Genomic DNA, 23,619 nt, shown 5'->3' on the forward strand with positions numbered 1-23,619 from the left:
CGGCACGAGGGGGGCAGGGACGGGGCCTACGCTGAACGTATGAGCAACTTCAGCGGGCGCGGCCGCGTGGCGGGCCTTCCGGCGTGGGGCCGGTGCGCGGTCATGGGGGTCGTGAACGTGACCCCCGACTCCTTCTCCGACGGAGGCCGCTGGTTCGACACGACCACCGCCGTCAAGCACGGCCTGGACCTGGTCGCCCAGGGCGCGGACCTGATCGACGTCGGCGGCGAGTCCACCCGGCCCGGCGCCACCCGCGTGGACGAGGACGAGGAACTGCGGCGCGTCATCCCCGTGGTGCGCGGCCTCGCCGCCGAGGGTGTCACGATCTCCGTCGACACCATGCGCGCCCGCGTCGCCGAACAGGCCCTCGCGGCCGGTGCCGCCCTCGTCAACGACGTCAGCGGCGGCCTCGCGGACCCCGCCATGATCCCCGTGGTCGCGGAGGCGGGCGCCCCCTTCGTCGTGATGCACTGGCGCGGCTTCCTGGAGGGCGGCAACGTCAGCGGGGTGTACGAGGACGTCGTCTCCGAGGTCGTCGACGAGCTGCACGCGCGCGTGGAGGCCGTCCTGGAGGGCGGGATCGCCGCCGACCGCATCGTCGTCGACCCCGGTCTCGGCTTCTCCAAGGAGGCCGGGCACGACCTCACGCTCCTGGCCCACCTCGACCGCCTGCGCGGGCTCGGCCACCCCGTCCTGGTCGCCGCCTCCCGCAAGCGGTTCCTCGGGCGGGTGCTGGCAGGCCCGGAGGGCGCGCCCCCGCCCGCGCGCGAGCGCGACGCCGCCACCGCCGCCGTCTCCGCCCTCGCCGCGCACGCCGGCGCCTGGGCCGTGCGCGTCCACGAGGTCCGCGCGACGGCGGACGCGGTACGCGTCGCCCGCGCCGTGGAAGAGGCACGCACCCCCGCGAGCACACCGGAGGACCGGGCGCACCCCTCCGACGACGGGGAGGCGGACGGCAGACGCGGTGCGCAGGGCCCCGCCGAAGGAGACCGGTGAGCGCGCCCCACACCGACGTCGAGCTGGTGGAGGCGGCCAACACCGCCTACTACGAGGCCATGGAGCGGGGTGACTTCGAGGAGTTGTCCGCGCTCTGGCTCACCCCCTCCGACCTGGGTGTCGACGAGGAGTACCACGACCCCGCCGACACCGGCGTGATCTCGTGCGTGCACCCCGGCTGGCCGGTCCTCACGGGACGCGGCGAGGTGCTGCGCTCCTACGCGCTGATCATGGCGAACACCGACTACATCCAGTTCTTCCTCACCGATGTGCACGTCTCGGTGACCGGCAACACCGCTCTGGTGACCTGCACCGAGAACATCCTCAGCGGCGGCCCCGCCCCCGCGGCCGGCGGCGAGCTCGGCCCGCTGGTGGGACAGCTCGTCGTCGCCACCAACGTGTTCCGTCGCACTGGTCTCGGTTGGAAACTCTGGTCCCACCACGCCTCTCCCGTTCTGGCCGAAAACGACGGTGCCGAGGACGACGACACGCCCGCCTGAGTGGGTAGGCGCTGAAGCAGGAACGCGGAGTGGCCGGAATCACGGACTTCGGGAAAAGGGCCGCCCACCGGTCCGTGAGCAACCGGGTTCTCCAGGGGAAACACACGGTGAAACCTGCCGGGCCCGGCTCGCCCCGCCTCCCCGCGGCCCGGCTCCGTCAGTGCCCGCAGGTAGATTCGTGCCAGGCCGGTGTGCCGCCCGCACGCGGCAGGGACCGGTCGCCGCCGACGATTGCAGGAGTGATTCGCGTGGATCGTGTCGCGCTGCGCGGCCTGAGGGCCCGCGGGCACCACGGTGTGTTCCCCAAGGAACGCGAGGAGGGCCAGACCTTCCTCGTGGACATCGTCCTGGGAGTCGACACCCGGCCGGCCGCGGCCGACGACGACCTGGCGAAGACCGTGCACTACGGAATCGTGGCCGAGGAGGTCGTGGCCGTGGTGGAGGGCGAGCCCGTGAACCTCATCGAAACGCTCGCCGAGCGCATCGCCCAGGTCTGTCTGAAGCACGACGGGGTCCTGGAGGTCGAGGTCTGCGTCCACAAGCCGGACGCCCCGATCACCGTTCCCTTCGACGACGTGACCGTCACCATCACCCGGAGCCGAGTATGAACGCGCCTTTCACCAAAGGGCCCACCGACCCGACCGTGCAGCCGGTGCCCGCCTCGGTCGTCGAGAAGGTCGACGCCGCGGACACCACTCTGCAGAACCCCAAGCGTGCCGTGATCTCGATCGGCTCCAACCTCGGCAACCGCCTGGAGACCCTCCAGGGGGCCGTCGACGCCCTGGAGGACACGCCCGGCGTCCGCGTCAAGGCCGTCTCCCCGGTCTACGAGACGGAGCCGTGGGGCGTCGAGCCCGGCAGCCAGCCGTCGTACTTCAACGCGGTGGTGATCCTCAAGACCACGCTGCCGCCGTCCTCGCTGCTGGAGCGCGCCCACGCCATCGAGGAGGCCTTCAACCGGGTCCGCGACGAGCGCTGGGGGCCGCGCACCATCGACGTCGACATCGTCGCCCACGCGGAGACCGTCTCCGACGATCCGCTCCTCACGCTCCCTCACCCGCGCGCCCACGAACGCGCCTTCGTCCTCGCCCCGTGGTACGACGTGGACCCGGACGCGCAGCTCCCGGGCCGGGGCGCGGTGGCCGATCTGCTGACCGCGCTCACCCGGGAGGGCGTCGCGCCCCGGGCGGACCTGGAACTCCGGCTGCCCGAGTAGTCGTTAAGGTCAGGGCGACGCAAGGTCTGCGACCGGCCTCGGTCCGGGGGAGCTGAAGGGACACCGTGAGAGAGCTGCGTATCAGGGTGCTGGCAGGCGTGTTCGTCGTCGCCGGGGTGCTGTCCTGGGCGGGCGCCCGGCTGTGGAACGCGGTGGGGACACTCCCCGGCGTCCCGCTGGCCGCCCCCATCGTCCTCGCACTGATCGCCGCGGTCCTCCTGTCCACGGCGCTCTCCCTGCGCGCCCGGCTGAAGGCCCAGCGCGAGCGGCGGCCCGGAGCCAAGGGCGTCGACCTCATGATGGCCGCCCGCGCGGTCGTCTTCGGCCAGGCCAGCGCCCTGGTCGCCGCCCTCGTCGCCGGCGTGTACGGCGGCACGGGCGTCGCCCTGCTGGAACTCCTCGACATCCCGGCCCGCCGCGACCAGGCCGTCTACGCCGGCTTCTCGGTCCTCGCCGGCATCGCGGTGATAGCCGCCGCCCTGTTCCTCGAACGGGTCTGCAAACTCCCGGAGGACGACGACCAGAACCCGCCGGGGTCGGAACCGACGGCATGAGCCCGGCGGGCGGCGTACGCGGGTGAGCGGGCGGGCGCGGCCGGGCGCCGTCCGCGTCAGCGCGCCATGATGAGGCTCATCGCCTCGTTCCGCGTCGCCGCGTCCCGCAGCTGACCGCGCACGGCCGAGGTGATGGTCTTCGCGCCGGGCTTGCGGATGCCCCGCATCGACATGCACATGTGCTCGCACTCCACCACGACGATCACCCCGCGCGGCTCCAGGATCTCCATCAGCGAGTCCGCGATCTGGGTGGTGAGCCGCTCCTGCACCTGCGGGCGGCGGGCGTAGACGTCCACGAGCCGGGCCAGCTTCGACAGCCCCGTGATCTTCCCGCTGGTGGACGGGATGTAGCCGACGTGCGCGACACCGCGGAACGGTACGAGGTGGTGCTCGCAGGTCGAGAACACCTCGATGTCCTTGACCAGCACCATCTCGTCGTGACCCAGGTCGAACGTCGTCGTCAGCACGTCCTCGGGCTGCTGCCACAGTCCCGCGAATATCTCCTTGTACGCACGGGCCACCCGTCCCGGAGTCTCCCGCAGGCCTTCACGGTCCGGGTCCTCGCCGACCGCGATGAGGAGTTCGCGCACGGCGTTCTCGGCACGCTTCTCGTCGAACTCTCCGAGGAAGCCCTCGCCGTCCAGCGTCACGGGGTCGGTCATGTGAAGCCTCGTTCCTGTGTGTCTGATCTGCGGACATGCGAAATGCCGCGCCCCCCAGGCTAGAACCTGGGGGGCGCGGCATGCATTCCGGGGCCGTTGGGGGCCCGGCGCGGGCTCCGGTCAGTTGTCCGAACGGTCCTCCGGCACCTGCTCCGTGGCCGGGGCGGGTTCCGTCGCCGTGGACTTGACGGTGCTGATCGCCGCCGTCGAGCCGTTGGCCCCGTTCGTCAGTGCGAGCTCCTTCGGGGAGAGCACCGGCGGGCGGGTGGACGGGGTGCGGCGGGAGGAGCCGGTCCAGGCGGGCCGCGGCGGCCGCTTGACGATCGGGGCGAAGATCTCGGCGATCTCCTCCTTGCCCAGGGTCTCCTTCTCCAGGAGGGCCAGGACGAGGTTGTCGAGGACGTCCCGGTTCTCGACCAGGATCTCCCAGGCCTCGTTGTGCGCGTTCTCGATGAGCTTCTTGACTTCCTCATCCACCAGCGCGGCGACCTCTTCCGAGTAGTCGCGCTGGTGAGCCATCTCACGTCCGAGGAACGGCTCGGTGTTGTCGCCGCCGAACTTGATCGCGCCGAGACGCTCGGTCATGCCGTACTGGGTGACCATCGCGCGGGCCGTGGTGGTGGCCTTCTCGATGTCGTTCGCCGCGCCCGTGGTCGGGTCGTGGAAGACCAGCTCCTCGGCCGCGCGGCCGCCCAGCATGTAGGCGAGCTGGTCCAGCATCTCGTTGCGGGTCGTGGAGTACTTGTCCTCGTCGGGCAGGACCATCGTGTAGCCGAGGGCCCGGCCGCGGGACAGGATCGTGATCTTGTGGACCGGATCGGAGTTCGGCGAAGCCGCCGCGACCAGGGCGTGACCGCCCTCGTGGTACGCGGTGATCTTCTTCTCCTTGTCCGACATGATCCGGGTCCGCTTCTGCGGGCCGGCGACCACACGGTCGATCGCCTCGTCCAGCATGTGGTTGTCGATCAGCTTCTTGTCACTGCGGGCCGTCAGCAGCGCGGCCTCGTTCAGGACGTTGGACAGATCGGCACCCGTGAAGCCGGGGGTGCGGCGGGCGACGGCGGACAGGTCGACGTCGGGCGCGACCGGCTTGCCCTTCTGGTGGACCTTCAGGATCTCCAGACGGCCCTGCATGTCGGGGCGGTCCACGGCGATCTGGCGGTCGAATCGGCCCGGACGCAGCAGCGCCGGGTCGAGGATGTCGGGCCGGTTGGTGGCCGCGATCAGGATCACGCCGCCCTTGACGTCGAATCCGTCCATCTCGACCAGCAGCTGGTTCAGCGTCTGCTCGCGCTCGTCGTGACCGCCGCCGAGGCCGGCGCCGCGGTGACGGCCGACCGCGTCGATCTCGTCGACGAAGACGATCGCCGGGGCGTTCGCCTTGGCCTGCTCGAACAGGTCACGGACGCGGGAGGCGCCGACGCCGACGAACATCTCGACGAAGTCGGAACCGGAGATCGAGTAGAACGGGACACCGGCCTCGCCCGCGACGGCACGCGCGAGCAGGGTCTTGCCGGTGCCGGGCGGGCCGTAGAGCAGCACGCCCTTGGGGATCTTCGCCCCGACGGCCTGGAACTTGGCCGGCTCCTGGAGGAACTCCTTGATCTCGTGGAGCTCCTCGACGGCCTCGTCGGCGCCCGCCACGTCCGAGAACGTCGTCTTCGGGGTGTCCTTGGTGATGAGCTTGGCCTTGGACTTGCCGAAGTTCATGACCCGGGAGCCGCCGCCCTGCATCTGGTTCATCAGGAACAGGAAGACGACCACGATGAGAACGAAGGGGAGCAGGGAGAGCAGGATGCCGACGAAGGGGCTCTGCTTCGACGGCGAGACCGTGTAGCCCTTCGGGATCTGCTTGTCCTGGTACTTGGTCTGCAGCGTGTTGGCGATGGTCACGCCCTGGTCGCCGATGTAGCTCGCCTGGATCTTCGAGCTGCCGTCGACCTTCTGGCCGTCCTTGAGCTCGACCTTGATGGTCTGCTCGTCGCCCGTGGTCAGCTTGGCCTGCTGGACCCTGTTGTCATTGATCGCCGCTACGACCTTGCCCGTGTCCACCGTCTTGTAGCCGCCGGACTGACCGACGACATTCATCAACACGACCACGGCAAGGACGGCCAGCACGATCCACATGACCGGCCCACGGAAGTATCGCTTCACGTCCATCCATACGGAGCGGTGTCGCCCCGTCCCTCCTGCCATAGTGAGTTTGATAAGACAGTTCTTCTGACGGTACCCCAGCATTGGGGCTCGAAGCCGCACCGTAGGGCCGACGTACCCGTCTGCTTGCTCCAACGGCTTCGGTGCCGCCGGGGTTCCCGATCACGTACCGCGCTTGAGCCCTTCGGGGTCAGCCGCCGTAGACGTGGGGTGCGAGCGTACCGACGAACGGCAGGTTCCGGTACTTCTCGGCGTAGTCCAGGCCATAGCCGACGACGAACTCGTTGGGGATGTCGAAACCGACCCACTCCACGTCGATGGCGACCTTCGCGGCCTCGGGCTTGCGCAGCAGCGTGCACACCTTCAGGGAGGCGGGCTCCCGGGAGCCGAGGTTGGAGATCAGCCAGGAGAGGGTCAGCCCGGAGTCGATGATGTCCTCGACGATCAGGACGTGCCTGCCCTTGATGTCGGTGTCGAGGTCCTTGAGGATGCGCACGACGCCGGAGGACTGGGTGCCCGCGCCGTACGAGGACACGGCCATCCAGTCCATGGTGACGGGGGTGGACAGCGCCCGGGCGAGGTCCGCCATGACCATCACCGCGCCCTTGAGGACGCCGACGATCAGCAGGTCCTTGCCCGCGTACTCCGCGTCGATCTTCGCCGCCAGCTCGGCCAGCTTCGCGTCGATCTCTTCCTTGGTGATGAGCACCTTCTCGAGGTCGGCACCCATGTCTTTCGCGTCCACCCGCATCACTTTCGGTCGTCTCACCGGCGTTGACGGTCCTCCTCCGGGCTCCGCGTCAGCGGGCCGGCCGAGGTTCCCGATTCAGCCTTGCCGAATCACCAGTCTGCCACCCTGCCGCTGGGCGACGACCCTGCCGGGGAGGTTGATGGCCTTCTGGCCGCGCCAACCGGTGATCAGCCGGTCCACTTCCTCGATGTGCCGGGCGAACAGCGAACCGGCCGGAGCGCCCGCGTCGATGGCGGCCCGGCGCAGGATGCGGCGGCGTACGGCGGGGGGCAGGGCGTACAGCTTGGCGCACTCCAGGCGGCCGGCGTCGTCGCGGACGGTGGCCTCGGCCTGACCGGCCCAGGCGTCGAGGGCGTCGGCGTCGTCGCGGGAGAGCTGGGCGGTGCGCGCGAGGGCCTCCACGACACCCTTGCCGAGGGCCTTCTCCAGGGCCGGGAGGCCCTCGTGGCGCAGCCGGGAGCGGGTGTAGGCCGGGTCGGTGTTGTGCGGGTCGTCCCAGACGGGCAGGGACTGGACCATGCAGCCCTTGCGGGCGGTCTGCCGGTCGATGTGCAGGAAGGGGCGGCGGTAACGGCCGCCGGCCCCCGAGACCGCGGCCATTCCCGACAGGGAGCGGATGCCGGAGCCGCGGGCGAGGCCGAGGAGCACCGTCTCGGCCTGGTCGTCGCGGGTGTGGCCGAGCAGGACGGCGTGGGCGCCGTGGCGTTCGGCGGCGGCGTCGAGGGCGGCGTAGCGGGCGGCGCGGGCGGCGGCTTCGGGCCCGCCCTCGCGGCCGACGCTGACGGCGACGGCCTCGACCGGGTCCAGGCCCAGTCCGCGCAGCCGCTGGGCGACCTCCTCGGCGCGCAGGTCGGAGCCGGCCTGCAGGCCGTGGTCGACGGTGACGCCGCCGGCCCGGATGCCGAGTTTGGGGGCCTCGAAGGCGAGGGCGGAGGCGAGCGCCATGGAGTCGGCGCCGCCGGAGCAGGCCACGAGCACGAGCGGCGACGGCGGACGCTCGTGGGGGGCCGGTGTGTCCTGTGCGGCGGCGGGCGAGGCCAATGCGGCCTGCGGGGCCGGCGAGCCGTGGGAGGCCTGCGGGGCCGGCGCCCGGACGGGGCCCGGCGTCGACGCGCCGTGCGGGGGCTGTCCGGGGAGCTGCGCGGGCAGGGGGCCCGGCCGGGCGGGCGCGGGCGCCGGCGCGGGGTGGGACGAGAGCTGTTCGTCGAGGATGTCGTGGAGGACGCGGCGTACCGCCAGGCGTATCGCCGCGACCGCAGGATGGGGACCCATGTCCGGTTCCCTTCACAGAGTCTTCGGGGGGTGAGCCCGATATCGGTCACTCAGAGTGCGTCGATGGTGACAGAAACAGGCCGCTCCCCGAGCATTGCACGCCTACGCATGGCTCACGGTCCCTCGGACGAGTGATTGAAGTGGCGTTCTCCTGCCGTAGGCCGGATTCGGCGGCGCGCTTTCCCGGCCCTCGCGCTCCCTCGCACTCGTGGTCACGGTTCGGCCCTGCGGTGCACCCGTGCGATCCAGTCCGCCGGCTTGGAGATCTCCGCCTTGGTGGGGAGGGTGTTGGGGGAGGTCCACACCCGGTTGAAGCCGTCCATGCCGACCTGCTCGACGACCGCGCGTACGAAGCGCTCGCCGTCGCGGTACTGCCGCAGCTTGGCGTCCAGGCCGAGCAGCTTGCGCAGGGCCATGTCCAGGCGGGAGGCGCCCCTGGCGCGGCGCTGCTGGAACTTCTCGCGGATCTCCGCCACGGTCGGTACGACGTCCGGGCCGACGCCGTCCATCACGTAGTCGGCGTGGCCCTCCAGGAGGGACATCACGGCGGTGAGGCGGCCGAGGATCTCGCGCTGGGCCGGGGTCTGGACCATCTCGACCAGGGAGTGGCCGCCGTCGTCCTCCTCGCCCTCGGGGCGGCCGCCGGCCAGCGACTGGGCGGCCTCGCGGATGCGCTCCAGGAGCGCCATGGGGTCGACGTCCGTCTCCGCGAGGAAGGACTGGATCTCGCCCTCGAGGTGGTCGCGCAGCCAGGGCACGGCGGTGAACTGCGTGCGGTGCGTCTCCTCGTGCAGGCACACCCACAGGCGGAAGTCGTGCGGGTCGACGTCGAGTTCACGCTCGACGTGGACGATGTTGGGGGCGACGAGCAGCAGCCGGCCGCCGCCGCCGGGCGAGTCGGGGGGACCGCCGGCCGGCAGGTCGCGGGTGGCGGGGGCGAAGGTCTCGTACTGGCCGAGGACGCGGGAGGCGAGGAAGGACAGCAGTATCCCGAGTTCCACGCCGGTGACCTTGCCGCCGACGGCGCCGAGGACCGCGCCGCCGGGGGTGCCGCCGCGTCGCTCCTGCATCTTGTCCAGGAGCGGTTTGAGGATCTCGCGGAACCCGGCGACGTTCGCCCGGACCCAGCCGGGGCGGTCGACCACGAGTACGGGGGTGTCGTGGGCCTCGTGGGTGCCCAGGCGGGTGAACCCGCGGACGTGTCCCTCGGACGCCTTGGCGTGCCGGCGCAGTTCCGCGACGACGTCCCGGGCCTCGTCCCGGCTCACCTCGGGACCCGGCCGTACCAGCCGGGTCGCGGTCGCGACCGCGAGATTCCAGTCGACCATCCCGGGAGTTGCAGCACCACCGATGCTCGTCATGTGTCAACGGTACGTGAGCACTGCCGTTGGGGGCAGGCCGTGACGCTGGGTTGGGGGGCCCTTTGTGTTCCGGCCGTGGTCCTGGCTGCGCCGAGTCGCGTCCGGGACATTCGGGACTGCCGAGCCTGACTCACGGCGGGGACGGCGGCGGCCGGACGGTGTCTGAACGGGCTGGGCCGGCCGTGGTGCGGCCGTGGCAGAGGACACGGCCCGTCCGGCCCGTGCCCGACTGACGCGCCGGTCGTACGCCGCCCCCGCCCCACGGCGCCGTAGCCGTGCCCGTGCGGGCGCCGGGGCGGTGATCCACCGACGCCCGCGCGGCGGGGCCCGGCGGCACGGCCCCTGCCGGACGCGGGAACCCCACGGCCGTGCGGCGGCAGCGGACGGGCTGCGCCGGCCCTGTGGCCCTGGCGGAGGACCGATTGCGAGCGTGCAAGGCCGACGCGGCCGGTCCGGCCCCATGCCCGACTGGCCGTGCCCCGAATGGCGCGCCGGTCGTGCGCCCCCGTCCCCCGGCGCCATGCACGGCCTGCCCTGCGGGCACCGGGGCGGTGGTCCACCGATGCCCGCGCGGCGGGGCTCGGCGGCACGCCCCCTGCCGGACGCGGGGACGCCACAGCCGCGCGGCGGCAGCCGGGCAGGCTCCTGCGCCGGTGCCGCGGGCTCCGTGGGTCCGTGAGCGGCAGGGGCGTCGTGGGTGCGGCCGGGGCGGGTTGCGCGGGTCGGACGGGGATGGAGCAGCTGTGGGGGGTCAGTCGCAGGCGCAGGTGGCCAAGGTCGTGACGGCGTGGTCCAGGGCCGACTGGGCTGCGTCCGGGCCGGTGGTGTTCTCGGCGAGGAAGGCGAAGGCCAGCAGGTGGCCGTTGCGGGAGACGACCGTGCCCGCGAGGGTGTTGACGCCCGTCAGCGTGCCCGTCTTCGCCCGTACGAGCCCGGCCGCGCCGTCCGCGTAGCGGCTGGTCAGGGTGCCGGTGAAGCCGGCGACCGGGAGGCCGGTGAGAACCGGGCGGAGGCCGGGGTCGGCCGGATCGGCCGCCTTGGCCAGCAGGGCCGTGAGCAGGTCCGCGGTGAGACGGTCGGCGCGGTTGAGCCCGCTGCCGTCGTGGAAGTCGGCGCCCGTCAGGGGCAGGCCGAGTTTCCTCAGCTGGGCGGCGATCGCGGCGGCGCCCCCGTCGAAGTCCGCCCGTCCGCCCGTCGCGGCGGCCGTCTGGCGGGCCAGGGCCTCGGCGAGGTCGTTGTCGCTGTTGGTGAGCATCCGTTCGACCAGGCTCGACAGCGGGGGCGAGGAGACGGTGGCCAGGGTCTCCGCGCGGCCGGACGCCTTGGCGGGACCGGCGACCGTGGTCCGGATGCCGTGGCCGGACAGCAGGTCGGCGAACGCGCGGGCGGCGTCCGCCGCCGGGTCGGCCACGCGCGGGGCCGGGCCGCTGGCCGAGCCGTCGGTGCGGGCCTCGTCGGTCATCAGGGCGCTGACCGGGGCGAGGTTGTCGTTCACGCCGATGGGGTGCAGGAGGGGACCGGCGTAGAGGGTGGTGTCGTGCGAGAGCGTCACCTCGGTCACGCCGCGCCTGGTCAGCGCGGTCGCCGTGTCGGCGGCGAGGGTGCGCAGGCTCGCCAGGTTCCCGGCGTCCTTGCGGGCGGTGAGCGTGGGGTCGCCGCCCCCGATCAGGACGAGTTTCCCGGTGTCGGGCTCCAGGGCGGCGCGGGTGGTGAGCCGGTGGTCGGGGCCGAGGGCGGACAGCGCGGCGACGGCGGTGGCGATCTTGGTGGTGGAGGCGGGGACGAGCGGGTCGCCGGCGTCCTGGCCGTAGAGCCGCTCGCCGCTGGTGATGTCGACGACGGCCGCGGCGTGGTGGGTGCCGAGGGCGGAGTCCCCCAGCAGCGGGTCCAGGGCGGCCGCGACGGCCGAGGCGTCCGACGCGGTCCGCACCGGGTCGCCGGAGCCGCCGAGACCCACGAGCACCGGCACGGCGCTGGGCGCGGGCTTCGCCCCGCCGTCGGACACAGACCTGGACGCGTCGGACGTACGGGACGGATCCGGCGTACCGGTCTCGCGGCCGTGATCTGCGCCACCCGTGCGCCCCAGTGCCGCGGCCCGGTCCCGCTCGGCCGTACGCTGGCCGGTGGAGTCCCAGGGCCCGGCGGCGGTCACCACACCGGCCGCGAGTGCCAGCCCGGCCGTGGCGGCACCCGCGGTGTACTGCCAGGTCTTCGGCTCAACGAGCCGCGACCCGACGGTCCCCGTGAGCCGCGCGACCCGCGGTTTCACGGCCCGCGCGGCCCGTACGAGCCGCAGCCGTGCGGCCCGTGCGAGACGGGCCAGGCGCGGTCTCGCGGCCCGCCAGGCTCTCAGCTCCGGCACGACCACCAGCCCCTTTCGCGATCACACACCTGCGTGAGGGACACTTAATCACCAGAACTATGTGCTGATCATGGAGGAGCCACCGGTGGAGTTCGACGTCACGATCGAGATCCCGAAGGGTTCGCGGAACAAGTACGAGGTGGACCACGAGACCGGTCGGATCCGCCTGGACCGTCGACTCTTCACCTCGACCAGCTACCCGGCCGACTACGGCTTCGTCGAGAACACCCTCGGCGAGGACGGCGACCCGCTGGACGCGCTGGTCATCCTGGACGAGCCGACCTTCCCCGGCTGCCTCATCAAGTGCCGCGCGATCGGCATGTTCCGGATGACCGACGAGGCCGGCGGCGACGACAAGCTGCTGTGCGTGCCGGCGTCCGACCCGCGGGTGGAGCACCTCCGGGACATCCACCACGTGTCGGAGTTCGACCGCCTGGAGATCCAGCACTTCTTCGAGGTCTACAAGGACCTGGAGCCCGGCAAGTCCGTCGAGGGCGCCGACTGGGTGGGCCGCACCGACGCCGAGGCGGAGATCGAGCGTTCCATCAAGCGTTTCCAGGAGCACGGCGGTCACTGAGCCCCGCGCGTCCCACGGGCCGCACCATCCCCACGGGGGCGGTGCGGCCGTTCGCGTACCTGTACGTCCGTCTGCGCATACTGAGGCTGACGGAAGGTTTCGTTCAGGGAGCATTACTCAGTGACGGACGCGGAGGACCGCAAGCCGCAGTCGGACGAGGCGCGGAGTGCGTTCAGGGTTCCCGCCGGGCCCTCGGTGACCCAGGCGACCCAGGTGATTCCGGTCGTACCGGCGGCCGACGGCGAGTCGTCCACGACATCCGAGTTCGCCGTGCCCGAGGGGCTGACGGCGCTCAGGACGGGGACCGAGTCGGAGACCACGTCCGAGTTCGCCGTGCCGGACGGGCTCGACGTCACGCCGCCGCCGGCCGTGGAGCCGGAGGGGTCCGCCTTCAGCACGCCGCGGACCTACAGCGCCCGCCAGGCCCCGCCCGCCTTCACCCCGGCGAGCGGCATCCCGGCGGTCAACCTGCCCAAGGACGTGCCCTGGCAGGACCGGATGCGCACCATGCTGCGCATGTCGGTGGCCGACCGGCCCGCGCCCGAACCGGTGCAGAAGGCGGAGGAGGAAGGTCCCGCCGTCCCGCGCGTGCTCGACCTGACCCTGCGTATCGGCGAGCTGCTGCTCGCGGGCGGTGAGGGCGCCGAGGACGTGGAGGCGGCGATGTTCGCGGTCTGCCGCTCCTACGGCCTGGACCGCTGCGAGCCGACCGTCACCTTCACCCTGCTGTCGATCTCCCACCAGCCGTCCCTGGTGGACGATCCCGTGACGGCGTCGCGGACGGTACGCCGCCGGGGCACCGACTACACGCGCCTGGCGGCCGTCTTCCGGCTCGTCGACGACCTGAGCGATCCGGAGACCCACCTCTCTCTCGAGGAGGCCTACCGGCGGCTGGCGGAGATCCGCCGCAACCGGCACCCCTACCCCGGCTGGGCGCTGACCGCGGCCGCCGGGCTGCTCGCGGGCACGGCCTCCGTCCTGGTCGGCGGCGACCTGATCGTCTTCGTGGCCGCGGCGCTCGGCGCGATGCTCGGCGACCGGCTCGCGTGGCTGTGCGCGGGGCGCGGGCTGCCGGAGTTCTACCAGTTCACGGTCGCCGCGATGCCGCCGGCCGCGCTCGGCGTCGCGCTCACCGTGGCGCACGTCGACGTGAAGGCGTCCGCCGTCATCACCGGTGGACTGTTCGCGCTGCTGCCGGGGCGGGCGCTGGTGGCGGGCGTGCAGGACGGGCTGACCGGCTTCTACATCACCGCCTCCGCGCGCCTGCTGGAGGTCATGTACTTCTTCGTCGGCATCGTCACAGGCGTCCTGCTGGTCCTGTACTTCGGTGTGAAGCTGGGCGCCGCGCTCGATCCCGACGCCGCGCTCGCCATGAGCCGGCGGCCGGTGCTCCAGATCGTCGCCGCGATGCTGCTGTCGCTGACCTTCGCCGTGCTGTTGCAGCAGGAGCGGTCCACCGTGCTGCTGGTGACGCTCAACGGCGGTGTCGCGTGGTCGGTGTACGGCGCCATGCACGACGTCGGCAACATCTCCCCGGTGGCGTCCACGGCCGTGGCGGCGGGCCTGGTGGGCCTGTTCGGGCAGTTGCTGTCCCGCTACCGGTTCGCCTCCGCGCTGCCGTACACGACCGCCGCGATAGGGCCGCTGCTACCGGGTTCGGCGACGTACTTCGGTCTGCTGTCGATCGCGCAGAACCACGTCGACAAGGGACTGGTCTCGCTGGCCAAGGCGGTGTCGCTCGCCATGGCCATCGCGATCGGGGTGAACCTCGGCTCGGAGATCTCCCGGCTGTTCCTCAAGGTGCCGGGCGCCGCCTCGGCCGCGGGGCGCCGGGCCGCGAAGCGGACCCGCGGGTTCTGACCCGCGGGTCCGACCGGTGCTCTACGGGGCGCGGTAGTAGCCGCCGTTGTCCGGGTACTGCGGGTTCTGGTCGTAGTCGCCCTGCTGCTCGCCGTAGGACTGCTGCGGGTAGGGCTGCTGCTGCGGGTACGGCTGCGCGTACTGCTGGCCGTAGCCGTACTGCTGCTGCTCCTGCGGGGCGTGGTTCTGGTTGCCGTACTGGTGCGGCGGCTCGATGCGGCGCAGGCGGGTCGTGGCGTCGTCCATGACCGGCTGCTGGAACTGCTGCGCGTGCTGCTGCTGGTACGGGTCGGCGGGCTGCTGGACGGGGGCGGCCGGCTCCTCGGGGGCGTTCTTGGCCTTGGAGCGGGCGCGCAGGAACTCGATGATGATCGGGACCACCGAGACGAGGACGATCAGGATGAGGATCGCCTCGATGTTGGCCTTGACGAAGCCGATGTTGCCCAGCCAGGAGCCGAGGAGCGTCACACCGGCGCCCCACAGCACACCGCCGATGATGTTGAAGACCAGGAACGAGCGGTACCGCATGCCGCTGACGCCCGCGATGATCGGCGTGAACGTGCGCACGATGGGCACGAAGCGGGCCAGGACCAGGGACTTCGGGCCGTACTTCTCGAAGAACTCGTGCGCCTTGGTGACGTTCTCCTGCTTGAACAGGCGGGAGTCGGGCCGGTTGAAGAGCGACGGCCCGACCTTCTTGCCGAACATGTAGCCCGCCTGGTCGCCCAGGATCGCGGCGAGGCAGATCAGGCCGATGGCACCCCACAGCGGGAAGTCCAGCTGCTTGGACGTGATCAGCAGACCGCAGGTGAACAGCAGCGAGTCACCCGGCAGGAAGAAGCCGATGAGCAGACCCGACTCGGCGAAGACGATGAGGAGCAGTCCCCAGATGCCGAACGAGTTGAGCAGGTGGTTCGGATCCAGCCAGCTCGGGCCGAGGGCAAGCGTCGTCACGGTTCCGGACTCCTGAGGGGGATGGGGTGTGCGGCGTCGAGGTGTCGAGGCGGGGCCTCGTGCGGTGCCGCACAAAGCTACCAACGCAAGGTATACGCCCAAGGTTCCACGGGTGCCCGGGGGATGGCGCTGCGCGGTCCGCTCACGCCAAGCTGTGCGCCATGAACATCGATGAATACGGCGGCGGCCAGGAGCCCCAGCCGGACGTGCTGGTCGTGACGACGAACGACGTACCCGGCCACCGGGTGGAGAAGGTCATCGGCGAGGTCTTCGGACTGACGGTCCGCTCCCGGCACCTGGGCAGCCAGATCGGAGCGGGTCTGAAATCGATGATCGGCGGTGAGCTCAAGGGGCTCACCAAGACACTGGTGCAGACCCGCAACCAGGCCATGGAACGGCTCGTCGAGCAGGCACGCGCGCGGGGCGCCAACGCGGTGCTGGCCTTCCGCTTCGACGTGACCGAGGCGGCGGACGTCGGCACGGAGGTGTGCGCCTACGGCACGGCCGTGGTCCTGGCCCGGGAGTGACCGGCCGGGGGCCCGGGTGCGGGGACCCGGGCCCCCGGTCTCCTACGCGGTGTGGCGCTCGGCGTTGGCGAGGATCGCCTCGCGCAGGTAGGCGGCCAGGCCCGGCCGGATCTTCTCGTAGGTCGCGGTGAAGCGCGGGTCGGCGACGTACATCTGCGCCAGGCAGGTGTGCATCTCGTGCCCGCAGTCGTAATAGCTGCCGGAGATGAACCGGCGGTGTTCCTCGGCGACGTCCATGGCGGCCTCGGAACCGGCCGGCGTGCCCGCGTCGAGCAGCGCCGCCATGCGCCGGTGGATCGCGTCCTGCTCCTCGGTGAGCCGCTTCCAGTCCTCCTTGGTGTACGAGGCGGTACGGCGCTGGGACTGCCGGTACGCCTCGGTGTCGCCCCAGCGCTGCCGGACCTCGTCGGCGTACTGCTCGGGGTCGTGGTCGCCGAAGACCTCGAACCGCTCCTCCGGCGTGAGATCGATGCCCATCCTGCGTGCCTCCATGGCCTTCTCCACGGCCGCGGCCATCTTCCTCAGCTTCTCGATCCGGGCGGTCAGCAGCTCGTGCCGTCGGCGCAGGTGCGCGCCGGGGTCCGCCTCCGGGTCGTCGAGCAGGGCCGCGACCTCCTCGAGCGGGAAGCCGAGCTCCCGGTAGAACAGGATCTGCTGCAACCGGTCGAGATCCGCGTCGCCGTAGCGCCGGTGGCCCGCGTGGCTGCGCTCGCCCGGGACGAGCAGGCCGATGTCGTCGTAGTGGTGCAGGGTGCGCACCGTCACTCCGGCGAATCCGGCGACCTGTCCCACGGAGTAGCTCACTTCCGCTCCTTTCTCGGTACGCGGTCCACGGTGGCTCCTCACGCCACGTGAGGTGCAAGCGTGTTTCGCTCGGACGTTGTGTCGCTTTCGTCCGTTTATCGTGAGCCCGTGGCCCAGGACACCGCACAGCAGGCACCGCCCGCCCCGGCGACCCCGGCCCGCGCCCTGCTGCCGCTGCTCCTGCCCGCACTGACCGTCGGGGTCGGCTCCAGTCTGCTGTTCCTGCTGGTGAGCGGGCTGGCGGAGCAGTTACAGGGGGTTTTGTGGGAAAGCCTGCCCGATGCCCTGGGCATCGGGCGCTACTCGGTGGTGTGGATGCTGGTCGTGCTCACCGCGACCGGCGTCCTGGTGGGGCTCGTGGTGTGGAGGGCGCCGGGGCACGCGGGCCCGGAGCCGGCGACGCTGGGCCTGACGGCCGCCGCGGTGGCGCCGGGCGTGCTGCCGGGGCTGCTGGTGGCCGCCATGCTGATGCTGGCCGGCGGGCCGAGCCTCGGCCCCGAGAACCCCATCATCATGGCGAACGTGGCCCTGGCGTTCGCGCTGGGCCGCCGGCTGCTGCCCCGGCTGCCGGGCGCGCTGTGGCCGGCGCTGGCGGAGGCGGCGACGATCGGCGCCCTGTTCGGCACCCCGGTGGCCGCCGCGCTCGTCATCTCCGAGGCACTGGCCGGGCGGCCGATGAAGGGGGCGCTGTGGGACAGCCTCTTCGCGCCGCTGGCCGCCGGGACCGCGGGCGCCATGACCACGGCGCTGGTCTCCCGCCCCACCTTCGACCTGGGCCTTCCTCCCCTCGGCCGGCCGCACGGGGGCGAGCTCCTGGCCGCGCTGGTGATCGCCTCCGCGGCCGCGCTGCTCGGCCTGCTCGCCGTGTACGCCTTCCCGTACGTCCACCGCGCCTTCTCCCGGCTCGGGCACCCGATGCTGGCACTTCCCGCCGGTGGGCTCGTACTCGGCCTGCTGGCGGTGCTGGGCGGTCCCCTCACGCTCTTCAAGGGGCTGTCGGAGGTCGCGGAGCTGACCCGCGAGCCCGGCGCCTGGACGGCGGGGCAGTTCGCGACCATGGCCGTGGTGAAGCTGGCCGCGCTGCTCGTCGCCGCGTCCTGCGGGTTCCGCGGCGGGCGGATCTTTCCGTCCGTGTTCGTCGGCGCCGCGTTCGGGCTGACCGCGCACGCCCTCGTGCCCGCGGTGCCCGAGTCGCTCGGCGTGGCGGCGGGCGTGCTGGGCGTGCTCCTGGCCGTCACCCGGCAGGGCTGGGTGAGCCTGTTCACGGCCGCGGTCCTCGTGTCCTCGCCGACCGTCCTCGCCCTGCTGTGCGCCGCCTCGCTGCCGGCCTGGCTGCTGGTGACCGGCAGGCCGCTGATGCAGCTCGGGAAGGACGGCAAGGCGGTCCGCTGACCGGGCCCCGCACCCCGGTTCCGCGAACCTTCCGTACGACGACTCCTCCGACTCCCTCGGCTCCCCCACCCCCGGCCCCTCGAACCCATCGATCACGTCGATCCAGTAGGAGACAGCCACATGCCGTTGCACCAAGGACACGAGAAGCCCGACGAGCGCCCCCTGTCCGTCAACCCCTTCTACGGGGAGGCGAATCCGGCCGTCGAGATGGCCGAGGCGCCGCCCAAGCACCGGCTCGCCGACACGCCCCTGCCGCCCTCGACGGCGTCCCAGCTCGTGCACGACGAGCTGATGCTGGACGGCAACTCCCGGCTGAACCTGGCCACGTTCGTCACGACCTGGATGGAGCCGCAGGCCGGTGTCCTGATGAACGAGTGCCGCGACAAGAACATGATCGACAAGGACGAGTACCCGCGCACCGCCGAACTGGAGCGGCGCTGTGTGGCGATGCTCGCCGACCTGTGGAACGCGCCGGACCCCTCGGCCGCCGTGGGCTGTTCGACGACCGGGTCGAGCGAGGCGTGCATGCTCGCCGGGATGGCGCTCAAGCGGCGCTGGACGCAGCGCAACGCCGACCGCTATCCCGGCCGGGACGCGCGCCCGAACCTCGTCATGGGCGTCAACGTCCAGGTGTGCTGGGAGAAGTTCTGCAACTTCTGGGAGGTCGAGGCCCGCCAGGTCCCGATGGACGGCGACCGCTACCACCTCGACCCGCGGGCCGCCGCCGAGCTGTGCGACGAGAACACCATCGGGGTCGTCGGCATCCTGGGCTCCACCTTCGACGGCTCCTACGAGCCGATCGCCGACCTGTGCGCGGCCCTGGACGCCCTCCAGGAACGCACGGGGCTGGACGTCCCGGTGCACGTCGACGGCGCCTCGGGCGGCATGATCGCGCCCTTCCTCGACAAGGACCTGGTCTGGGACTTCCGGCTCCCGAGGGTGGCCTCGATCAACACCTCGGGGCACAAGTACGGGCTGGTGTACCCGGGCGTCGGCTGGGCACTGTGGCGGGACCAGGAGGCGCTGCCCGAGGAGCTGGTCTTCCGGGTCAACTACCTGGGCGGTGACATGCCGACCTTCGCGCTGAACTTCTCCCGGCCCGGCGCGCAGGTGGTCGCCCAGTACTACTCGTTCCTGCGGCTGGGCCGCGAGGGCTACCGGCTGGTGCAGCAGAGCACCCGGGACGTGGCCCGCCACCTCGCCGAACGGATCGAGGCACTCGGCGACTTCCGGCTGCTGACCCGCGGCGACCAGTTGCCGGTGTTCGCCTTCACCACGGCGCCGGAGGTGCGGGCCTTCGACGTGTTCGACGTCTCCCGGCGGCTGCGCGAGAACGGCTGGCTGGTGCCCGCGTACACCTTCCCGCCGAACCGGCAGGACCTGTCCGTCCTGCGCGTGGTCTGCCGCAACGGGTTCTCGGCGGACCTCGCCGAGCTGTTCCTGGAGGACCTCGGGCGCCAGCTGCCCGAACTGCGCCGCCAGCCGCACCCGCTGATCCGGGACAAGAACGCGGCCACCGGCTTCCACCACTAGGGCCTCTCGTTTGGACCCCAGGCCGTGCCGTGCGGGATCAGCGGTCGTCCTCCGGATGGCGTTCGCCCGTCGCGTACGGGTTCCGCTCGCCCTCGGCCAGGACGCCGACGAACGGCTCGCCCTCGCCCGCGAAGGTGTAGGCGCCGCGTTCCAGGCGTCCGATCAGTCCCCGGGTCCACGCGGCGTCGGAGTCGGCCGTGTGGACCCACAGGTTCATGATCTCGCCGATGTGGCCCAGCTGTTCGGGTCCGTCCTCGGGAACGTAGTGCTCGGTGACGGACGTCCGCCACTGCCCGATCCGCCGGATCCGCTCCTGGAGCAGGGCGATCGCCTCGTCCCTGGGCAGGTCCACGAGGAAGCCGATGGCCGCGGACTGGACGTCCGCCTTCTGGCCGTAGGAGACCAGGGCCTCCCGCAGCAGCCGGAAGTACTCCTCGGTGCCGGCGTCGGTGATCTCGTACTCCGTGCGGGGCGGGCCGCCGGCCGTGGACGGGGCGGTCTCGTGCGCGTGCAGCAGTCCTTGCCCGGCCATCTGCTTCAGGGCGTGGTAGATCGAGCCGGGTTTGGCGTTGGACCACTCGTGCGCGCCCCAGTACTCCAGGTCGCCGCGCACCTGGTAGCCGTGGGCCCGCCCGTGCTGGCGGACGGCGCCCAGCACGAGGAGACGGATCGCTGACATGCGCTCCAGGTTAGAGCCAGGGCCTCTCGTTCGGATCAAGCCGGGCTCGCGGGCCCTGGCACCGCTCCCGGAGCCGGCCTGATCCAGTCGGAAGACCCTAGAACGGGAACCCGCTCCGGCCGTGCTGTACCGAGATCCACTTCAGCGTGGTGAAGGCGTCCAGGGTCGTCTCGCCGTTCAGCCGGCCGATGCCGGAGTGCTTCTCGCCGCCGAAGGGGACGAGCGGCTCGTCGTGGACGGTGCCGTCGTTCACGTGGAACATGCCGGTGTCGATCCGCTTGGCGAAGGCCACACCCCGCTCGATGTCCGCCGTGTGGACGGCGCCGCTGAGGCCGTACGGGGTGTCGTTGACGATCCGGACCGCCTCCTCCTCGCCGTCGAACGGGATGACGAAGGCGACCGGGCCGAAGACCTCCTGGCGGAGCAGGGAGGAGTCGGCGGGCAGGTCCGTCAGGACCGACGGCTCGACGAGGTTGTCGGTGGTGGTGCCGCGCAGCAGGGCCGTGGCCCCCTCGGCGATCGCCTGCTCGACGGCGCCCGACACCGCGTTCGCCTGGGTGGAGTTGATCACCGGGCCGATGACCGTCTCCGGGTCGCGCGGGTCGCCGACCTTCAGCGACCTCACCTTGGCGACGAACTTCGCGGTGAACTCCTCGGCGACCGAGCGGTCCACCATGATCCGGTTCGCGGCCATGCAGACCTGGCCCTGGTGGACATACCGGCTGAAGACGGCCGCGTCGACCGCGTAGTCGAGATCGGCGTCGTCCAGGACCACGACCGCGCTGTTGCCGCCGAGTTCCAGGACCGAGCGCTTGAAGTGGGAGGCGCAGACGGTGGCGACGTGCCGCCCGACCTTGTCGGAGCCGGTGAAGGAGATGACCTTGGCGACGGGGTGCTCGATGAACGCGTCGCCGATCTCGGCGATGTCGGTGATGACGACGTTGAGCAGACCGCCCGGCAGACCCGCGTCCTCGAAGATCTTCGCGACCAGGGAACCGCCGGTGACCGGGGTGTTCTGGTGCGGCTTGAGCACCACGCCGTTGCCGAGGGCGAGCGCCGGGGCGACCGACTTCAGGGACAGCAGGAAGGGGAAGTTGAAGGGGCTGATGACGCCCACGACACCGACCGGCACCCGGTAGACCCGGTTCTCCTTGCCGTCGACCGGGGACGGCAGGATCTTGCCCTCGGGGCGCAGCGCCAGGTGGATCGACTCGCGCAGGAACTCCTTGGCGAGGTGCAGTTCGAAAGCGGCCTTCAGACGGGTGCCGCCGAGCTCGGCGATGATCACGTCGGTGATCTCCGGCTCCCGCTCCTCGACCAGCCGCAGCGCCTTCTCGAAGACGGCCCGGCGGGCGTAGGCGTTGGTCGCGGCCCACTCCTTCTGGGCGCGGGCGGCCGCGCGGTAGGCCTGATCCACCTCGTCGACCGTGGCTATGGTGATCGAGGCCAGCTTCTCCCCGTCGTACGGGTCGAAGTCGATGATGTCCCAGGAGCCGGTCCCGGGGCGCCACTCGCCGTCGATGTACTGCTGGGCCAGGTCGGTGAAGTAGGACGACATGTGCTCCCTCGATCCCCTGCTGTCGAGACGGTCGAAGCAGTCGGAGCCCGATCAACCCCCGATCACTTCTTCACGGTCTGATCACACGTCATCGTACTTGCGCGCGAACCGAGTTGGGGGTCCCCTACACGTTTCCGAGGGGTTTTCCCTAAGCGAGCTGGAGCAGCCCGCGCAGCAGGTCGCGGCTCTCGTCCGGACCGGGTCCGTCGTGCTGGATTTCCTCCAGCGTCCTCTCGTACTGAGCGACGTCCTCGGGCTTGTCCAGGTAGAGGGCGCTGGTGAGCTGCTCCAGGTAGACCACGTCCGACAGGTCGGACTCGGGGAAGCTGAGGATGGTGAAGGCGCCGGACTCACCGGCGTGCCCGCCGAAGCTGAACGGCATGACCTGAAGCCGTACGTTGGGGCGCTCGGAGATCTCGATCAGGTGCTGCAACTGCCCGCGCATCACGTCGCGGTCGCCGTAGGGGCGACGCAGGGCGGCCTCGTCGAGGACGATGCGGAGGTCGGGAGCGTTCTCCGAGACGAGGTGCTTCTGCCGCTCCATGCGCAGCGCCACCCGCCGTTCCACGTCCGCCTCGCTCGCGCCCTGCATACCGCGCCGGACCACCGCCCGCGCGTACGCCTCGGTCTGCAGCAGCCCGTGCACGAACTGCACCTCGTAGACGCGGATCAGCGACGCCGCGCCCTCCAGTCCCACGTAGGTGGGGAACCAGCTGGGCAGGACGTCGGAGTAACTGTGCCACCAGCCCGCGACGTTGGCCTCCTTGGCGAGGGAGAGCAGCGAGATGCGCTCGGTCTCGTCCGTGATGCCGTACAGCGTCAACAGGTCTTCCACGTCTCGGGTCTTGAAGCTCACCCGACCCAACTCCATCCGGCTGATCTTCGATTCCGAGGCGCGGATCGAGTACCCGGCCGCCTCGCGCGTGATCCCCCGCGCTTCACGCAGTCGCCTGAGTTGCGAGCCGAGCAGCATGCGCCGCACCACCGATCCGGGCTCTCCCGCGCTCACGTTCGCCAGCCTCCCCAACCGTCTTCAAGGCCCGCAGTCTGCCACTAATTCACTCCGAGCTGTACTCGCGTGATTACGGAAACGGAAAGAGATCAAGGAATCCGCACGGCGGCAGCCGGGCAGGAGTCCGGCGGATGACAAGAAGATGGCGGAAAAAAATGGCCAGTAAGCGGTACGGGGAGGTCCAATTCGGTCACGTGCACGTGCATCTGCCCTTGCATCTGCTGTACGCATCCGAAACCATGGTCGTGCGCCACCGCTGCATCGCAACGACCGCGGATTACCGGGAGTGCCTCGCATGGGGACGAATGGATCGACCATGCTCGAGCCGTTACGGCAGGGCCTTCCCCCGCTGGATCCCGCGGCCGTGTCGAGCGCCGCCTCCTGCGCGCTGCCCGCCCGCTACGAAGCGGTGCGTGAGGCAAGACAGTTCACCCGCACGACGCTCGACCGGTGGGAGCTGGGCGACCGGTTCGAGGACGTCTGCCTGGTGGTCTCCGAGCTGGTCACCAACGCCCTGCGGCACGGCCTGCCGGTGCCCCCGGCGTCGCCGGCGCACTCGCGCGACCACGACTCGCCCGTGCGGCTGCACCTGCTGCGATGGACCGGGCGGCTGGTGTGCGCGGTGCGCGACCCCAGCCGGGAGAGCCCGGTCGCCCGCGAGACGGACGACTTCTCGGCGGAGTCGGGCCGCGGCCTCTTCCTCGTCGACTCGTTCAGCGACAGCTGGGGCTGGCACCCGCTGACCGGCACCCTGGACGGCAAGGTGGTCTGGGCGCTCTTCCGGTTTCCACCCGCCGAATGACGAACCGGGCCTTCTTCGACGCCGCGGTTCTACGCGCGTCACCGCGCGTCGCGCGCCGATCGCCCCGAGTCGCCCACCCGCTTCGAGGGCACG

General features: G+C 71.4%; 22 protein-coding genes. 11 read left to right on the top strand and 11 right to left on the bottom strand.

Annotated features, from left to right (window positions below):
• Nucleotides 1-39: 39 nt before the first annotated feature.
• From folP to ACIQMV_RS28885, 5 genes are all read left to right on the top strand, one after another.
• Nucleotides 40-996 carry a dihydropteroate synthase gene (folP, locus tag ACIQMV_RS28865; RefSeq protein WP_402596275.1) on the top strand — a complete coding sequence of 319 codons (957 nt, stop codon included), beginning with the start codon at nt 40-42 and terminating at the stop codon, nt 994-996.
• The gene (locus tag ACIQMV_RS28870; protein WP_402596276.1) at nt 993-1,496 is read left to right on the top strand and encodes a nuclear transport factor 2 family protein; all 504 of its coding nucleotides are present in this window, start codon (nt 993-995) and stop codon (nt 1,494-1,496) included. Before folP ends, ACIQMV_RS28870 begins: the two co-directional genes overlap by 4 nt.
• Nucleotides 1,497-1,744: 248 nt before the next feature.
• Complete coding sequence (gene folB / locus ACIQMV_RS28875) at nt 1,745-2,104, top strand: dihydroneopterin aldolase (protein ID WP_141359598.1); 360 nt, start codon at nt 1,745-1,747, stop codon at nt 2,102-2,104.
• Entirely contained in the window at nt 2,101-2,712 is a 612-nt protein-coding gene (gene folK / locus ACIQMV_RS28880; protein WP_402596277.1) for a 2-amino-4-hydroxy-6-hydroxymethyldihydropteridine diphosphokinase, read from the top strand. Before folB ends, folK begins: the two co-directional genes overlap by 4 nt.
• 65 nt (nt 2,713-2,777) lie before the next feature.
• The gene (locus ACIQMV_RS28885) at nt 2,778-3,266 is read left to right on the top strand and encodes a DUF3180 domain-containing protein (RefSeq protein ID WP_141359600.1); all 489 of its coding nucleotides are present in this window, start codon (nt 2,778-2,780) and stop codon (nt 3,264-3,266) included.
• Nucleotides 3,267-3,322: 56 nt separating this feature from the next.
• Here ACIQMV_RS28885 and folE read toward each other — a convergent pair whose 3' ends face one another.
• From folE to dacB, 6 genes are all read right to left on the bottom strand, one after another.
• Nucleotides 3,323-3,928 (bottom strand): GTP cyclohydrolase I FolE, encoded by a 606-nt coding sequence (folE, locus tag ACIQMV_RS28890; protein WP_141359601.1) that lies wholly within the window; start codon nt 3,926-3,928, stop codon nt 3,323-3,325.
• 120 nt (nt 3,929-4,048) lie between these two features.
• Nucleotides 4,049-6,088 (bottom strand): ATP-dependent zinc metalloprotease FtsH, encoded by a 2,040-nt coding sequence (gene ftsH / locus ACIQMV_RS28895; protein ID WP_402596278.1) that lies wholly within the window; start codon nt 6,086-6,088, stop codon nt 4,049-4,051.
• A 184-nt stretch (nt 6,089-6,272) separates the two neighbouring features.
• On the bottom strand, nt 6,273-6,833 hold the full coding sequence (gene hpt, locus ACIQMV_RS28900) for a hypoxanthine phosphoribosyltransferase (RefSeq protein WP_141366386.1): 561 nt from the start codon (nt 6,831-6,833) through the stop codon (nt 6,273-6,275).
• 75 nt (nt 6,834-6,908) lie between these two features.
• Nucleotides 6,909-8,105, bottom strand: coding sequence for a tRNA lysidine(34) synthetase TilS (gene tilS / locus ACIQMV_RS28905; protein WP_402596279.1), 1,197 nt, complete (start codon nt 8,103-8,105; stop codon nt 6,909-6,911).
• 212 nt (nt 8,106-8,317) lie between these two features.
• Nucleotides 8,318-9,466, bottom strand: a complete 1,149-nt coding sequence (locus ACIQMV_RS28910) for a zinc-dependent metalloprotease (protein WP_225076911.1) — start codon at nt 9,464-9,466, stop codon at nt 8,318-8,320.
• A gap of 751 nt (nt 9,467-10,217) precedes the next feature.
• Complete coding sequence (dacB, locus tag ACIQMV_RS28915; protein ID WP_402596280.1) at nt 10,218-11,834, bottom strand: D-alanyl-D-alanine carboxypeptidase/D-alanyl-D-alanine-endopeptidase; 1,617 nt, start codon at nt 11,832-11,834, stop codon at nt 10,218-10,220.
• Between the two features lie 79 nt (nt 11,835-11,913).
• Between dacB and ACIQMV_RS28920 the strand changes: the two genes are divergently transcribed.
• Together ACIQMV_RS28920 and ACIQMV_RS28925 are read left to right on the top strand one after the other, a co-directional pair.
• Nucleotides 11,914-12,405, top strand: a complete 492-nt coding sequence (locus ACIQMV_RS28920; protein ID WP_141366388.1) for an inorganic diphosphatase — start codon at nt 11,914-11,916, stop codon at nt 12,403-12,405.
• A gap of 120 nt (nt 12,406-12,525) precedes the next feature.
• Complete coding sequence (locus tag ACIQMV_RS28925) at nt 12,526-14,265, top strand: threonine/serine exporter ThrE family protein (protein ID WP_141359606.1); 1,740 nt, start codon at nt 12,526-12,528, stop codon at nt 14,263-14,265.
• 21 nt (nt 14,266-14,286) lie between these two features.
• Here ACIQMV_RS28925 and ACIQMV_RS28930 read toward each other — a convergent pair whose 3' ends face one another.
• Nucleotides 14,287-15,219 (bottom strand): DedA family protein, encoded by a 933-nt coding sequence (locus ACIQMV_RS28930; protein WP_401776382.1) that lies wholly within the window; start codon nt 15,217-15,219, stop codon nt 14,287-14,289.
• A gap of 161 nt (nt 15,220-15,380) precedes the next feature.
• Here ACIQMV_RS28930 and ACIQMV_RS28935 point away from each other — a divergent pair, with 161 nt between their 5' ends.
• A complete protein-coding gene (locus ACIQMV_RS28935; protein ID WP_141359608.1) occupies nt 15,381-15,746 on the top strand; it encodes a YbjQ family protein in 366 nt (121 codons plus the stop codon).
• Nucleotides 15,747-15,788: 42 nt separating this feature from the next.
• Here the strand turns inward: ACIQMV_RS28935 and ACIQMV_RS28940 are convergent, their stop codons facing one another.
• A complete protein-coding gene (locus ACIQMV_RS28940; protein WP_141359609.1) occupies nt 15,789-16,550 on the bottom strand; it encodes a MerR family transcriptional regulator in 762 nt (253 codons plus the stop codon).
• Between the two features lie 108 nt (nt 16,551-16,658).
• Between ACIQMV_RS28940 and ACIQMV_RS28945 the strand changes: the two genes are divergently transcribed.
• Both ACIQMV_RS28945 and ACIQMV_RS28950 read left to right on the top strand, forming a co-directional pair.
• Complete coding sequence (locus ACIQMV_RS28945) at nt 16,659-17,942, top strand: ion channel protein (protein ID WP_402596281.1); 1,284 nt, start codon at nt 16,659-16,661, stop codon at nt 17,940-17,942.
• 120 nt (nt 17,943-18,062) lie between these two features.
• Entirely contained in the window at nt 18,063-19,475 is a 1,413-nt protein-coding gene (locus ACIQMV_RS28950; protein ID WP_402596282.1) for a glutamate decarboxylase, read from the top strand.
• 37 nt (nt 19,476-19,512) lie between these two features.
• Here ACIQMV_RS28950 and ACIQMV_RS28955 read toward each other — a convergent pair whose 3' ends face one another.
• The 3 genes from ACIQMV_RS28955 to ACIQMV_RS28965 all read right to left on the bottom strand — a co-directional run bounded on the left by ACIQMV_RS28955 (nt 19,513) and on the right by ACIQMV_RS28965 (nt 22,685).
• Nucleotides 19,513-20,154 carry a PadR family transcriptional regulator gene (locus ACIQMV_RS28955; RefSeq protein WP_401868532.1) on the bottom strand — a complete coding sequence of 214 codons (642 nt, stop codon included), beginning with the start codon at nt 20,152-20,154 and terminating at the stop codon, nt 19,513-19,515.
• Nucleotides 20,155-20,251: 97 nt separating this feature from the next.
• Nucleotides 20,252-21,712: an aldehyde dehydrogenase family protein gene (locus ACIQMV_RS28960; protein ID WP_141359613.1), complete on the bottom strand. Its 1,461-nt coding sequence runs from the start codon at nt 21,710-21,712 to the stop codon at nt 20,252-20,254.
• A 148-nt stretch (nt 21,713-21,860) separates the two neighbouring features.
• Nucleotides 21,861-22,685: a helix-turn-helix domain-containing protein gene (locus ACIQMV_RS28965; protein WP_402596341.1), complete on the bottom strand. Its 825-nt coding sequence runs from the start codon at nt 22,683-22,685 to the stop codon at nt 21,861-21,863.
• A gap of 334 nt (nt 22,686-23,019) precedes the next feature.
• Here ACIQMV_RS28965 and ACIQMV_RS28970 point away from each other — a divergent pair, with 334 nt between their 5' ends.
• Complete coding sequence (locus tag ACIQMV_RS28970) at nt 23,020-23,526, top strand: ATP-binding protein (protein WP_402596283.1); 507 nt, start codon at nt 23,020-23,022, stop codon at nt 23,524-23,526.
• The last annotated feature ends 93 nt before the right edge of the window (nt 23,527-23,619 follow it).

This window comes from Streptomyces sp. NPDC091412, from assembly GCF_044756885.1.
In the GTDB taxonomy this organism is placed as follows: domain Bacteria; phylum Actinomycetota; class Actinomycetes; order Streptomycetales; family Streptomycetaceae; genus Streptomyces.